We start from the raw sequence: 13,397 nt of genomic DNA, 5'->3' as shown, positions 1-13,397 counted from the left end.
CACCCACAGAAATGCTGGAACTCAAAGATATAAAGCTGGCCTACGGAAGCGCGCAGATCCTCAACGGCGTGGATCTTTCGGTCGAGCGCGGCGACGTGGTGTCGATCATTGGCCCCAGCGGCACCGGAAAGACCACGCTGCTGAAGTGCATCAACTACCTGGCCAAGCCGGCCTCCGGCACCATCTCCTTCGACCAGATCAAGATGGACTACCAACGCCCGGACAAGACGGCGGTCCAGGCGATCCGGCTCAGGACCGCCATGGTCTTCCAGCAGTTCAACGTTTTCAAGAATATGACGGTGCTGCAGAACGTGATGGATCCGCTCGTGGTGGTGCAACGCAAATCCAAGGAAGAGGCGAAGGAAATCGCGCTGCATGAGATCGAACGGGTCGGCCTGACGTCAAGGTGCAACCACTACCCCTCCCAGCTTTCGGGCGGCCAGCTTCAGCGCACCGGCATCGCGCGCGCACTGGCGGTGCGGCCGGACGTCATCCTCTTCGACGAGCCCACGTCCTCGCTGGACCCCGAACTGGTGGGCGAGGTTTTGAAAGTGATCAAGGACGTCACGTCGTCCGGCATCACGTCGCTCTTGGTGACCCACGAGATGCAATTCGCGAAAAGCATCTCGAACCGGATCGTCTTCATGGATCGGGGCGTCGTTGCCGCCGATGGCAGCCCGGCTGAGATATTCGATTCGCCTTCCAGCCCAAGGCTCGCCCAATTCCTTAATTCTGAATACTCATTCCAATAAGAAGGGAACTGAAAATGTCTGCAATCAAATCCACATTCAGCCGTCGCCGCGCTCTGGCCATCGCCGGCGGCATGGCGGTCGCGTTTGCAACCGCGGGGATCGGTCATACGCTGGCAGCCGAGGTCCGGACCATCAAGATCGCGACCTCGGCCGAATCCAAGCCGCTGGCATGGGGCGCGATCGGCCACGAGCCGCAAGGCTACGAACCTGATCTCCTGCGCGCGATCAATGCCAAGCTGCCGCAGTACAAGTTCGAGATGGAAGGCGTGTCCGACATCGCGCAGGAAACCGGCCTCGCCACAGGCAAGTACGATATGGCGGTTGGCGGCTTCTACAAATCGCCCGAGCGCGCCAAGCAGTTCCTCATCCCGGAAAACCCGGAGGGCGCCAGCCTGATGAAGATCTACAGCAAAAAAGACAGCGGCATCAAGGAAATGAAGGACCTCGTCGGCAAGAGGATCGTTCCGCTCAATGCCGGCGGCGGAACCTACAAGTTCGTCATGAACTGGCAGAAGGAAAATCCGCAGTACAAGCTTGACGTGACGGCTTCGAGCGCCGGCATCCCGTACCCGAACCGGCTGGATGAAGTCCAGAACGGCAAGTTCGACGCGCTGGTCCTGCCATCGAACCTGGGCGAGCAGACCGTGATCGAGGAAAAGAAGCTCGACATCGTGGCGTCCGAACCGGTCTTCAGCAACAACACCTACATGCTGATTCACAGGTCGGACGAGAACAAGGCTCTGGCCGACGACGTGAGCAAGGTGCTCAAGGAACTGAAGGACGACGGCACGATCGAAAAGCTCTCGCAGAAGTGGTTCGGCGAGGGCATCGTCCAGTACATGAAGTAAGACGGCGCCTGCAACCATTCCAGTTGGTCAGCGGCAAGGCTGAATTGCACGAAGGAGTGCTTCAAAGTGGATGTTTCTGCTATGATCCCCGAGTTGCTCTCGGCGTTGCCGCTGACGCTCGCCATTACGTTTACGGCCATGGTCGCCGGGTTCTGCCTGGCGCTTGTGGCATCAACCCTGCGAATCCGCAGGGTGCCGGTGATCAGCAACCTGGTCGACATTTACGTGTCGTACGCGCGCAGTGTTCCCGTCGTGCTGCAACTGTTCGTCGCGTTCTACGGGCTGCCCCTTCTGGTGGCCCTGTTCGGCGCCGCCGATTTCTTCTCGCCGAACGTGGCCGCCATGGTGGGGCTCAGCCTCTATCACGGTGGCTACCTGTCCGAGGTCATGCGGCCTGCCTATCTGGCGGTCGATCGCGGCCAGCACGATGCGGCCGACAGCCTGGGCTATACCTTCAGGCAGAAGATATTCCGCATCGTCGGCCCGCAGGCCATACATATCGGCCTGCCGGGATACGGAAACTCCATCATCTACCTGATCCATAACGTCGCGCTGGTCATGTATATCGGGGCGGCGGACGTGATGGCGACCGCGCACCTGATCATGGAGCGGGACTACAACCAGTACCAGTTCGAGACCTATCTCGTGCTGGCGGTCATCTATTCCGTGTTGTGCCTGATCGCGTGGCTTGTCATTCGCTTCTTCGAGCTTCGCTCGCCCATGCAGGCGCCGGAGGCGAAGGCCACAACTCAGATCAGGCACGCGCTCATCTCGAACGCCTGACCTAACGAAGGTATTCAGCCATGTTCGAAACCGATATCCTGCTCCAGGACACGCGGGAAATTCTGGGAGCCGTCCCTGTAACGCTTGGAATGGCGCTCTTGATCTTTCCCCTTTCCGCCATAGTCGGCAGCCTGTTCGCCCTTGTCGAATACAGACGGGTCCCTGTGCTTCGAGAGCTTGTCATGGTCTACAAGGTCATCCTGAAGGGTGTCCCGATGGTGGTCGTGATTTTCCTGTCCTATTTCGGCCTGCCCGCGGCCCTGCAATTCCTGTACTCGGCGCTCGGGATCGACGCCAACGCCCACCTGATGCCGAACTGGATCATTCTTGTCATCGCGATTACCGGCTGTGTCGCCGCCTTTCAGGCGGAGATCATCAAAGGGGCCCTCAACGCCTTTGATACCGGCCAGTCGGATGCGGCCTATTCGCTGGGCTACACAGGCAGCCAACTGTTCCGACGGGTCTTGTTTCCGCAGGTGGCCCTCACCGCGATTCCCGACCTGACGACCTCGATGATGGTCATCATGAAGGCGCTTTCCCTTGGCTTCGCCATTGAGGTCATCGATATCTTCGCGCAATCCCAGCTGACTGCCGCGCTGAACTACTACTACCTCGAAGCCTTCGTCATCGCCGTCGTGATCTACATGGTCATTGCCTATATCGTCACCCAGATCGCCGACAGGCTGGAACAAGCTCTCAGGATACGGACCTGAACTTAAGATTGTTCATTCGATCCCGAGCACGGGAAGCCGAAATCGCCGGAGTCTCCACGATTCCCGGAGCGGGATCGATTGAGCATCCATAGGGACGCCCGACGGCTGCCGTTCGCGGCTGTAGCGTTTCTATCCGGCTACGACATGTGCCGGCGTGTTTCGAGCCAAAGTGCGTCACCGCACGCGAGCGAGATCCACCGGCCGATTGTGTAAGATCGCTTCCATGGAGAAGAAGCCGGTGACCGTGGCGAGATCGAAATTCGTGATCAGTTTCTGGTAAAAGGCGTCGTAGCCGGCCATGCCGCGCGCCGTTACCTTGATGAGATAGTCCCAGTCCCCGCCGATCCGGTAGAAGTCCGTCACTTCCGGCAGCCGCTCGACATGCGCCCGAAACTGATCCGCCCATTCCTTGGAATGATGGCGGGTGCGTACCATGACGAACACGACGAGATCGAGGCCAAGCGCGGAAAGGTCGATCGTGGTTGTCGTGCCGCGGATCACACCACTGGCGTTCAGCCGCTGAAGGCGCCGCCAGCACGCATTCTGCGATAAGCCGACGTTTTCGGCTAGATCGCGTTGCGAGATGCTGCCGTCCTTTTGCAGAACGGTCAGCATTTTCAGATCAATGCTATCGATTTTTTCCACGATACCGATCACGTGACCTAAATTATGCAGAAGATCGCATGAAATCGATGAGGCTTCAACAGCGCCTCTTCGCTAGACTTCGCCATCCACAGCCGGAGCCGTCGCCATGCCGTTCGAGCGCCAAGAGCAATCCACCAACCTCCTGACCCGTTTCAGCGACGACCTCAAGCGCGGCGACGTCCTTGCCGCCCTGTCGGACGGCCTGATCGGCAAGGACGCCATGGTCGACGGTCCTTTCGGGCCGAAGCCGCTCGTCTATGCCGATTATGTCGCTTCCGGCCGCGCACTCATGCAGGTCGAGCGTTTCGTTCTCGAACAGGTCCTTCCCTACTACGCCAACAGCCACACCGAGGCCTCCTACTGCGGCGGCTTCATCACCAGGCTGCGCCGCGAGGCGCGCGCCGCGATCGCCGCCTGTTGCGGCGCGGGTGCCAGTCATGCCGTCATCTTCACCGGCTCGGGCGCGACGGCCGGCCTCAACCGGCTTTGCAGCCTGTTCGGCATCGGCCCCGGCACGCTGGTCTTAATCGGTCCCTACGAGCACCACTCCAACATCCTGCCCTGGCGCGAATCCGGCGCCGAGGTGATCGAAATCCCGGAAGCCGCCGGGGGCGGACTGAACCTCGACCTGCTCGCCGAGACGCTGGCGCAAGCCGGCAAGGACCGCCGCGTCGTATGCGCCTTCTCGGCAGCATCCAACGTCACCGGCATCTTGACCGACGTCGCCGCCGTCACCCGCCTTGCAAAGGCGGCCGGAGCACGCATCATCTGGGATTACGCCGGCGGCGGCCCCTACCTGCCGATTGCCATGACGCCGGAAGCCGGCGCCGAGATCGACGCGGTCGTCGTTTCGCCGCACAAGTTCCTCGGTGGCCCGGGCGCATCCGGCGTCCTGCTCGTCAGGCGCGACGCCGTCGTCTCGACGCGGCCCACCTGGCCGGGCGGCGGTACCGTGCGGTTCGTCTCGCCGACCGCGCATGACTATAGCGGCAGCCTGGAGGCGCGCGAGGAAGCAGGTACGCCCAATGTCGTCGGCGACATCCGCGCGGCGCTGGCCTTCCTCGTCAAGGACGCCATCGGCGCGGAGACGATGCAGCGCCGCAACAGGAAACTCGCGGCACGCGCCATTGCGGCGTGGTCCGGGGTGAAGCAACTTGAACTCCTCGGCTCGCTCACTGCGCCGCGCCTGCCCATTTTCGCTTTCAGGATGCGCGACGGCCGGGGCGGTCACATCCATCAGCAACTCGTCACCCGCCTGCTGAGCGACTGCTTCGGTATCCAGGCGCGTGGCGGCTGCGCCTGTGCCGGTCCCTACGTGCACCGCCTGCTGGGCATCGGCCCGGCGGAATCGGAAAGCATGCGACAGGCGATCCTAGCCGGCAACGAGATCGCCAAACCGGGCTTCGCCAGGCTGAACTTCAGCGTTCTGCTATCGGATGAGAAGGTGGCTTTTATCCTGGACAGTGTCACCAGGCTCGCGACAGACGCTTCGCAGCATACCGGGCGCTACGATTTTGACCGCACTCGGGCGATCTTCTTCCCTCGCGCCGCCTGAACGCTTTCGATCGCCAGAAGACCCTATGTCACGCCCGACGTCACCGCTCTCCACGCTCCAGCACCGGTTCCGTGCAATATGTAACCAGCGCCCCGGCCGAATGCTGCTGCGTGATCGTTGACCCGGTCCTGGATTTTGACGAGAAGTCGGGGGCCCTCGCCAACTGCAACGCCGAGCGCCTGCTGGACCCCATACTTAAACTGAGTAAAGGCCTCGGACAGATTCACCACTTTCATGTCTTGACGCCAACATGAGGAACTTCCGCGACTTCGTCGGGAATGGATTGGCACAGCGCATTGATTTTCCTGTGGGATCGTCCTAGTCCATCTTAAATGGCGCCAATTTTGGGCAATGGCTGGAGGGCGTGATGAAACGGGGCGGAAATGGCGGCAATGCGGCGGAGGGCCTGGCCGAGGAGTGCGATGTTACCGACCTCCTACTGCAAGATATTCTCACGGGAACCTTGCCCGCCGGCACCTGGCTGAAACAGATCGATCTCGAACAGCGTTACAATTGTACGCGGCCCGACGTGCGGCGGGTACTGGACCGGTTGACGCAGAGGCGGCTGGTGCAGCACATTCCCAACCGTGGATATCAGGTTTACGAGGTGGACGAGCGGCGATCGCAGGAAATCAGCGATATCAGGGTGATCCTCGAGACCTCTGTCGCCGGCCTCATGATCGCCCATGCGACCCCGGAGGCAACCAGAGACTTGCGCACACTGGCCCGCCGTTTCGACGATATGTCCTTCCGCGGCACCATTCTGCAGCACTACGACGCCAATCTCGCCTTTCACCGCAGGCTGCTGCAGCTTGCCGGCAATACAGAACTGGTGGAGCTCGTTTCGGAAATCCGCCAGCGCACGGTGTCGGCGCCAGTCGCGCAGTGGCGCACGCGCGCACGCATCGAACAATCGGCCCGCGAACATCACTTGATGGTGGACGCATTGGAAGCCGGCGATCTTGCCGAACTGAAGCGCCTGATCGAAATTCATATCCGGCAGGCACCGGCAAGGGTGTGACGGCACAGGAAAAGGCCGCGCAGGCCATGGCTGCGCGGCCTTTCTGGGGCAGGTCGAAGCTTCTCGTCAGCGGGGCGTCAGGTCGAAGCCGAACCACTTTTCCGACAGCCGCTTGATCGTACCGTCCGCCTTGGCGGCGGTGATCGCATCGTCGAACATCGCCTTCAGTTCCGGATCGCTCTTGCGCAGGCCGACAGAGCTGCCAGCGCCGAGGAAGCCACCCTGGAAGCGCGGGCCGGCAATGGTCATGTCGGCATTGGCCGGCTTCTCCACGGTAGTCATCAGGTAGCCCATCGAGGCCATGACGAGATCGACGCGGCCGGCGAGGAGATCGAGATCTGCCTGCTCGGTCGTCTTGTATTCCCGGGCCTCGACCGCACCCTTTAGATACTCGTCCACGAAGCGAGCCGAGATCGACGCCGTCTGCACGCCAATGGTCTTGCCCTTGAGCAGGGGCTTCAACTCGTCGGCGGCCTTGCGGGCACCCGCCTCGTTGCTGGCGAGTGAGAAGAGTTCACCCTTCATCGGCAGATTTGCGAGGTCGCTCTCCTTGAGGGTGGCGAAGGTCTGGCCGGTGCTGCCGTAGGAGAGCGAGAAGTCGATGACCTCCTTGCGCTTGTACCAATCGCATAGGTGGCGCCACGCATCTGCACGGTCGGCACGACCCAGCTCACCGTGCCGACATCGGTAGACCCGACCAGTGTGCCGGCACCGCTTTCAGGCGGGAAGATCGTATCGCACAGCGCAATGCCCCTCCGCGGCTTCACCCCGAAGCGCTCAAAGGCCGAGGTAATGTCCTCGTCGGAAAAGGTCTTCTGGAACGTTTCGGCCGTTGCGCGGTCCTGATCGTCGAAGGTTGGTGGGCCGAGCCGCTCGAGTTGGGCATGCATCAGGCTTTCAAGCGGCGTGTTGCCGACGAGATTGGCATCGCCGCTAACGATACGGCTCCGCACCGTCGTGCCGGTCATCAGCGCGGCACCGTCGGCGATGGCGTGGACCCGCGCGGAAAGCGCGTGCAGTTCCGGCAGGCTGCGGGCCCGTACGAGATAGCGCACGGCGGCGCGGGCCTGCACGACGTTCGGCGCGTGGCCGCCGGCGTCGGTGATAGCATAGTGGATGCGTGCGCTCGACGGCATATGTTCGCGCAGGAAATTGACGCCAACATTCATCAACTCCAGCGCATCGAGCGCGCTGCGCCCCAGATGCGGCGTAGCGGAGGCATGGGCGGCTCGGCCGGTGAAATGGAAATCGATCTCGTTGCAGGCGAGCGAGACGGGATTGTTGACGCCGGCAAAGGGCGCCGGATGCCACGAAATGGCGCTGTCGACATCATCGAAAAGGCCGGCGCGCACCATGAAGCCCTTGGAGGAGCCGCCCTCCTCGGCGGGGCAGCCGTAGTAGCGGATGCGTCCGGCAAGGCCATGTGCTGCCAGATAGTCCTTGACCGCGGTGGCCGCCATCAGGGCGCCGGCACCGAGCAGGTTGTGGCCGCAACCGTGTCCGTTACCGCCCGGCACGAGCGGTCGTTCCTGTGCGACGCCCGCCTCCTGGCTCAGCCCCGGCAGGGCATCGAACTCGCCGAGAATGGCGATAACCGGTCCGCCTTCCCCCGCCTCGCCCATCACTGCCGTCGGCATGCCCGCGATACCGCGCGCAACGCGGAAACCTTCAGCCGCAAGCACGGCTTCATGCGCATCCGCCGAGGCGAACTCCGCATAGTTGGTCTCGGGCGTGTCCCATACGCGATCGCTGAGTGCAAAGAAGGTTTCCCGCTTGGCTTCTACAAGGCCCCAGATGGCGTCCGAGTTCGTCATACTGTCTACGCCTTTGATGATAGCCGCTATTGGCGCCAATATAATAAAACAATTTTGGTTCCGCAAGAGCTCTGCTCGATGTGTGTCGTTTGTGGGTCCGGTCGGTGGGTGGCCTCATTTCGTCCTCCCAGGAGTACCAGGAAAAATGTTGGCGGCACGATCCTGGCGTAGAGTGTTGATTTCCGCGGAGAACCGACCCCGGGGGATTTTTCCATTGAGAAGTGACCCATGTTTGAACCCACCCCTGCTGGCTGGTTGCAGGGGACATTGGAGTGATAGACATGGCGTTACTGAGCGTAATCCGGCGCTGGCACTTGCGGGACGGACTTTCGATCCCGGAGATTTCGCGGCGCGGTCATGCCCCGAAGGATGGTGTATGAGCGCCGGCCTTCGGAGAAGGTCAAGGACTGATGCTCGTCGGCCCCTATGCCAACGGCAAGACGATGATCACCGAGCGGTTCGACGTCGGACGTCTGAGAACTGCCGGACAACAGCGGGTGTGGGGAACTAGTCCTCGTTGCCAACACATTGCGAGACGAGCCACCCCCCCCCCGATCAAGGACATGGGCCTCAGGTGTTCGATTCCGCCATAGCCCACGCCCATGTCTCTGCGGCCGGCACCGGCAAAAGCGGAGAGCGTACCTGCAATCCTGCGTCAGGAAATCCTCGAACGCACAACCCCAGAGCGTCATGGTCCAGCCGTCCGTAAGAATGTCGGCGAGGTCATTTAACTCCATGTCTCCAGCCACGATCACCGGGCCTGCGACTGCGTTTATTGGTCAGGTTCGTGCGGCATCGAATGCTGCCCACGCTTTCTGAAAAATCTCAAAGCTAAAATTTTCCGCCCGAGCGGGATCCAGGATAAGCCTTTCCGTCTTGGTCAGTTTGTCGATGGCGCTGGAGAGCGTCGGCAGGATTGCCGCGGGATGACAACAGCGCCGTGTCGGTCGGCGTGAACGAGATCGCCGTCCCGAACTTTCATACCGAATACCGAGACTTCTGTGCCAACCTCTCGAACGTGAACAAAAGCGTGGCTGGGGCCGATCGACCCGGCGATAATCGGGAAATCGGCTGGAATAGTCCCGAGATCACGCACGACTCCGTTGGTCAGGGCGCCAGCCAGCCCGAAACCTCTGTGCACGGTGGCATTGATTTCACCCCAGAACGCACCGACGACATCCGGGAAATCAATGTCTTCGATAACCGCCAGCGCAGGCCGCGGCCCCATAGACATATGGCGATAGTAAGCCATTCGTCTCTCTTTCACGACAGCGGGCTCTTCGGCGGGTGGCGTGACAGCGGCAATTTTTGCCGTGCGGGCGTAGCCGACGATCGCGCCGGCCTGAGGTGCCGAACAAATCATCGTGCCACGGGTGAAGGCGTCGAAGCCGCGTCTGCCCTGTGCCACCTCGATCGCATTGCAGACGGTGGGCGTATCGACACTGCGAAGCAACGAAACAAGGGTATCATCCATCATGTTGACTCCAGCCAGCGCTTCAGCGCCATATTTGTAGGTTCCGGTTGCTCAAGCGTCGGCAAATGCCCTGATCGCGCGATCGTCACGAGAGAGGAACCGGCGATCAGCTCATGCATGAGCCGATGCCGTCCAAGGGGACACAGCATGTCGCCTTCGCCACACAGAAGAAGCGCTGGAAGCTTCGCACGGCGCAGCGTTTCGGTCTGATCCGATCACGCCTGAAGGGCACGAGACTGGCGAAGAAAGGCATCGTTCCCCAGGTCGAGTGCCATTTCCATGCAAATGTCCATGATCTCCTGCTTGCGCGGTCCATCAAGCAGGTATCGTGGTTTCATTTCCTCGCGCATGACCTGTCTCAGCCGCCCAGATTTTACTGCGGCTATCTGCGGCTCGCGATCCGCTCTGACCTCGGGGCTTTCAGCTAGGGGATTCGTATCGAGAAGCGCGATCCGCTCGACACGTGCCGGTGCCTGCCGCAAAATCTCCATGGCGACGATCCCGCCCATCGAGAGGCCGGCCAAGGCGAAGCAGGACGGTGCATTCGCCAGTATGTCAGCGGCGAGTGCCGCGATCGTGTCACGCGCGCTGATCGGCACGACATGAATCGCCCGTTGACCGGAGAAGGCAGCGATCTGCGGTGCAAACAGCCGGGCGTCGCACATCATGCCTGGAACGAGAACGAGCGGAGTCGCGAGACACCGGCGGCGGCGCGCGCCTCATTGCTGGCTGCGGTACGGCTGGCACGGCCGATACTCTCATCGACCGCGCAAGCCAGATCGGCGAAGCGGATGATCCTTCCGGCTATAGAATGCCGGCTTATCCGCGACCGTGACCCTGCATCTATCACGCCGCGTCCTTCCAGGTGGCGCCAGCCGGATCATCTGTGTTGGTGACCCTGTAGAGGCTGGCCTCACCGGTCATTGCGGGCGCCAGGCTGTGAACGAGGTCCGGAGGGACAGCGCAGGTGTCGCCGGGCGCAAGGGTCTTCTCTCCGTCGGCCCACGCAAGCCGCCAGTGTCCGCGCATCACCATCAGAACTTCGTGGCGGCCGGTCTTGTATGGTGTCTCAGGAACCGAACCGCGGGTCAGAAACTCGACATCAAAGCCCGGCCGGTCCTTCAAAAGCGCGGCGGCCCCAATCACCTTGGCGGGCGCATGCCCCGCAAGCGCCATCAGGTCCCAGTAGGACAGGACAGGCTTATGCCGATTCTGTTCTCATGCTAGTGATTTCTGGCGTCAATGCGCTGGGCAATATGGATTCTGGGGAAGGCTATCTGCATGAACTGCCCGATCAGCGGCAACTCATGAAGCAACTCACCGCCTTCAGCCACACGATCCGGAAAATGGAAGAACTGCAGCCTGCCCTGGCCCGCGCCTTTGCGGTGTTTGCTTCGGCCCGCCCCCGCCCGGTCCATATCGAGATCCCGCTCGATCTGATGGCTCAGGATGCGGACTGCTTGCCCCCGGCCAAGCGTGCGGCTATCCCGACCCGGCCCGGCCCCATCGCCTCGGCGATCAGCCAGATAGCGGATTTAGCAATGGGCGCCAGCAAGCCGCTGATCATTGCTGGTGGCGGTGCAGCCGATGCAGCGACGCAGGTGCTTGGACTAGCCGAGGCGCTGGATGCCCCGGTCGTCATGACCGTGAACGGCCGAGGCATTCTGCCCGAAGGCCATCCACTAGCGGTGCCTTGTACACCCGGATGCGCGGATGCCCTTAGGCGCTCAGAAAGTCTGCCATCTCGACCTTATAGAACGACTTCGTCCGTGGGCCGGCAAGAATGGGGTCGATCCGGCGAACACATTCCCGGTAGTGGGGCGTCTTGCGATGCTCGTCCAGGGCTTCGGGCGACTTGAATACTTCGTAGATGACAAAGCGGAGTTCATCGTCCGGATCGCGCAACACGTCGAAGCGCAGGTTACCCGGCTCCAATCGCGTGCCCTCGTAGTTGATACGGAAGGCCTCTAGAAATTCTTCGGCATGCCCCGGTTTAACATTGATGCTGACCATCTGGATGAGCATATCATAACCCCTGTTGCGTTGTTTTAATGATGAAAGATCATAGGCCCGGCGCCTTCCACATGGCCCTTGTGATACCCTCGTCAACGAGCTGGCGCTGTAGCGCATAGGCCCGCGCCCACCGTTCGCCGGCCTCGTCATAGATGGCCTTGTGCTTGAAATTTGGTTCAAAACGCTTGTCCCAGCGCACCCAGCCGTCCGCCGCCTCGACGAAATCGCGGCGCAGCCCAATCCCGATCGCCGCCGACGCCGCGCAGCCGAGCGCCGTCGCCTCCTTGACGATGGGCGTGACGACCGGAAGGCCGGTGGCGCTCGAAAGAATCTGCGACCATTGGATGGATTTCGACGCACCGGCGGCGAAGACGATCTTGTCCGGCATCTTGCCGGAAAGCTTGAAGACGGCCGAGAGATTGCGGGCTGCGACGATGGCCGCATTCTCCTGCAGCGCGCGGAAGATCGCGGCCTTGCCGGATTTTTCCGGATCGATGGAAAGGTTCAGCAGCGACGGCGCGGCGTGATACCAGTTGCCATAGTGCATGACGTCGGAGAAAACCGGGATGATGCCATAGGCGCCCACGGGCACGCCGGCCGCTTTCTGCTCCAGCAGTTGGTAGGCATCGCCACCGGGCCCCGCGGCCGCCATCTCCTCCGAGCCAAAACTGTCGCGGAACCAGCGCATGACGATGCCGACGAAGAAGCTGATCGCCTCGACCTGGTTAAGACCGGTGACGACGTGAGGATTGATGCGCAGATCCATCGACGGGTCGGAGATGGACGGGCCGACATTCACCACCTGCTGCCAGAAGGTGCCCCCAAGCACGGCGCAGTCACCCTCGTTGACGACGCCAATCGCCGCAGCACCGCTCTGGCAATCGCCGCCGCCCATGACCACGGGCGTGCCCGCGGCAAGACCAGTCTCATCCGCGGCCTCCTTGGTAACATGGCCGATGACAGTGCCGGGCTCGACACTTTCGGGGAAGATATCATCGCGCATGCCGGCCTTGGCCATCGCCTCCGGCAGCCAGTTGCGTTTCGAAAGGCTGTAGAGGCCGGTCGTGCCGGCATTGGAGGGATCGCTGGCAATGACACCGGAAAGGCGTGCCAGAACCCAGTCGGAAAGCATGCTGATCCTGTCGATGCGGGCATAAACATCCGGCAGGTTTCGCTTTAGCCAGAGCAGGCGCGGCAGGGCGCCGAGCGCGAAGGTTTGGCCGGTCTCGGCATAGAGGTCGCGCTCCAGACCAGGATAATCGCGCTTCAGGTCACGCACCTCATTGACGGCGCGGCTATCGACATTGGCGCAGGCCCAGATTTCCCGGCCGCCGCGGTCATAGGCGACGATCGCCTCGCGCATTGAGAGCGGCGGTGCAAAATTCGTCCACGGTAGCGGCGGGATAATCCCGCTGCGGGCGGCGTAAAACCCGGCCACCTATTTTCCTTCTGCAACGAGCGCAGGAGGGTTAGGGGATCTACACCGTGGAATTGTATCTGAAGGTTCGTCTGGCTTGCTCGGAAGGAATGAGCCGGCGTCAGGCTGCGAAGCATTTCAACATATCGCGCGACAGCGTGGCCAAGATGCTGTCGTATTCGACGCCGCCGGGCTATCGGCGCCGATCACCGATCCGGAGGCCGAAGCTGGACGCGTTCGTTGCGACCATCGATCGATGGCTGGATGAGGACGTGAAGGTTCCGCGCAAGCAGCGGCACACGGCCAAGCGTGTGTTCGACCGGCTTCGTGACGAATGCGGGTTCACCGGCGGCTACACGATC

14 protein-coding genes and 5 pseudogenes are annotated in these 13,397 nt (G+C 61.7%); 9 read left to right on the top strand and 10 right to left on the bottom strand.

Annotated elements, in window-relative coordinates:
• The first annotated feature begins 11 nt into the window (after positions 1–11).
• The 4 genes from BFN67_RS15985 (at position 12) to BFN67_RS15970 (ending at position 3,096) form a co-directional block, all read left to right on the top strand.
• Complete coding sequence (locus tag BFN67_RS15985) at positions 12–752, top strand: amino acid ABC transporter ATP-binding protein (RefSeq protein ID WP_080920565.1); 741 nt, start codon at positions 12–14, stop codon at positions 750–752.
• Between the two features lie 14 nt (positions 753–766).
• Entirely contained in the window at positions 767–1,600 is an 834-nt protein-coding gene (locus tag BFN67_RS15980) for a transporter substrate-binding domain-containing protein (RefSeq protein ID WP_080920564.1), read from the top strand.
• Between the two features lie 66 nt (positions 1,601–1,666).
• Complete coding sequence (locus BFN67_RS15975) at positions 1,667–2,383, top strand: amino acid ABC transporter permease (RefSeq protein WP_080920563.1); 717 nt, start codon at positions 1,667–1,669, stop codon at positions 2,381–2,383.
• Between the two features lie 20 nt (positions 2,384–2,403).
• Positions 2,404–3,096 (top strand): amino acid ABC transporter permease, encoded by a 693-nt coding sequence (locus tag BFN67_RS15970; RefSeq protein WP_080920562.1) that lies wholly within the window; start codon positions 2,404–2,406, stop codon positions 3,094–3,096.
• Positions 3,097–3,270: 174 nt separating this feature from the next.
• On the opposite strand, the gene BFN67_RS15965 is transcribed toward BFN67_RS15970, so the two are convergent.
• A complete protein-coding gene (locus BFN67_RS15965) occupies positions 3,271–3,741 on the bottom strand; it encodes an Lrp/AsnC family transcriptional regulator (RefSeq protein WP_080920592.1) in 471 nt (156 codons plus the stop codon).
• A 106-nt stretch (positions 3,742–3,847) separates the two neighbouring features.
• Here BFN67_RS15965 and BFN67_RS15960 point away from each other — a divergent pair, with 106 nt between their 5' ends.
• Positions 3,848–5,296 carry an aminotransferase class V-fold PLP-dependent enzyme gene (locus tag BFN67_RS15960; RefSeq protein WP_080920561.1) on the top strand — a complete coding sequence of 483 codons (1,449 nt, stop codon included), beginning with the start codon at positions 3,848–3,850 and terminating at the stop codon, positions 5,294–5,296.
• A 367-nt stretch (positions 5,297–5,663) separates the two neighbouring features.
• The gene (locus BFN67_RS15950; RefSeq protein ID WP_080920559.1) at positions 5,664–6,317 is read left to right on the top strand and encodes a GntR family transcriptional regulator; all 654 of its coding nucleotides are present in this window, start codon (positions 5,664–5,666) and stop codon (positions 6,315–6,317) included.
• Between the two features lie 66 nt (positions 6,318–6,383).
• Here BFN67_RS15950 and BFN67_RS15945 read toward each other — a convergent pair.
• A pseudogene (locus tag BFN67_RS15945) lies at positions 6,384–6,935 on the bottom strand (transporter substrate-binding domain-containing protein); the annotation flags it as partial.
• Positions 6,839–8,131: an amidohydrolase gene (locus tag BFN67_RS15940; RefSeq protein WP_080920558.1), complete on the bottom strand. Its 1,293-nt coding sequence runs from the start codon at positions 8,129–8,131 to the stop codon at positions 6,839–6,841. The gene BFN67_RS15940 and the pseudogene BFN67_RS15945, both read right to left, overlap by 97 nt.
• A gap of 401 nt (positions 8,132–8,532) precedes the next feature.
• On the opposite strand from BFN67_RS15940, the pseudogene BFN67_RS24890 reads away from it, so the two are divergent.
• Positions 8,533–8,634, top strand: a pseudogene (locus tag BFN67_RS24890) (TniB family NTP-binding protein); the annotation flags it as partial.
• Positions 8,635–9,011: 377 nt separating this feature from the next.
• Here the strand turns inward: BFN67_RS24890 and BFN67_RS15930 are convergent.
• The 5 genes from BFN67_RS15930 to BFN67_RS25135 form a co-directional block, all read right to left on the bottom strand.
• On the bottom strand, positions 9,012–9,608 hold the full coding sequence (locus BFN67_RS15930) for an RraA family protein (protein ID WP_245295282.1): 597 nt from the start codon (positions 9,606–9,608) through the stop codon (positions 9,012–9,014).
• Positions 9,605–9,802: an alpha/beta fold hydrolase gene (locus tag BFN67_RS25230; RefSeq protein WP_425349791.1), complete on the bottom strand. Its 198-nt coding sequence runs from the start codon at positions 9,800–9,802 to the stop codon at positions 9,605–9,607. Before BFN67_RS25230 ends, BFN67_RS15930 begins: the two co-directional genes overlap by 4 nt.
• A gap of 18 nt (positions 9,803–9,820) precedes the next feature.
• Entirely contained in the window at positions 9,821–10,273 is a 453-nt protein-coding gene (locus BFN67_RS15925) for an alpha/beta fold hydrolase (RefSeq protein ID WP_204842183.1), read from the bottom strand.
• Positions 10,274–10,451: 178 nt separating this feature from the next.
• Entirely contained in the window at positions 10,452–10,781 is a 330-nt protein-coding gene (locus BFN67_RS24060) for a cupin domain-containing protein (RefSeq protein WP_139789213.1), read from the bottom strand.
• A gap of 47 nt (positions 10,782–10,828) precedes the next feature.
• Positions 10,829–11,023: a hypothetical protein gene (locus tag BFN67_RS25135; protein ID WP_342587452.1), complete on the bottom strand. Its 195-nt coding sequence runs from the start codon at positions 11,021–11,023 to the stop codon at positions 10,829–10,831.
• Here BFN67_RS25135 and BFN67_RS15915 point away from each other — a divergent pair.
• A pseudogene (locus BFN67_RS15915) lies at positions 10,952–11,287 on the top strand (5-guanidino-2-oxopentanoate decarboxylase); the annotation flags it as partial. The gene BFN67_RS25135 and the pseudogene BFN67_RS15915 overlap by 72 nt on opposite strands.
• 37 nt (positions 11,288–11,324) lie before the next feature.
• On the opposite strand, the gene BFN67_RS15910 reads toward BFN67_RS15915, so the two are convergent.
• Both BFN67_RS15910 and lsrK read right to left on the bottom strand, forming a co-directional pair.
• Entirely contained in the window at positions 11,325–11,630 is a 306-nt protein-coding gene (locus tag BFN67_RS15910) for an antibiotic biosynthesis monooxygenase (protein ID WP_080920555.1), read from the bottom strand.
• A gap of 37 nt (positions 11,631–11,667) precedes the next feature.
• A pseudogene (lsrK, locus tag BFN67_RS15905) lies at positions 11,668–12,984 on the bottom strand (autoinducer-2 kinase); the annotation flags it as partial.
• 119 nt (positions 12,985–13,103) lie between these two features.
• Here lsrK and BFN67_RS15900 point away from each other — a divergent pair.
• Positions 13,104–13,397, top strand: a pseudogene (locus tag BFN67_RS15900) (IS21 family transposase); the annotation flags it as partial.

This window comes from Manganibacter manganicus, from assembly GCF_002075885.1.
GTDB lineage: Bacteria > Pseudomonadota > Alphaproteobacteria > Rhizobiales > Rhizobiaceae > Mesorhizobium > Mesorhizobium manganicum.
Note: the sequence above shows the minus strand (reverse complement) of the source record. Positions and strands in the feature narration are given on the sequence as shown.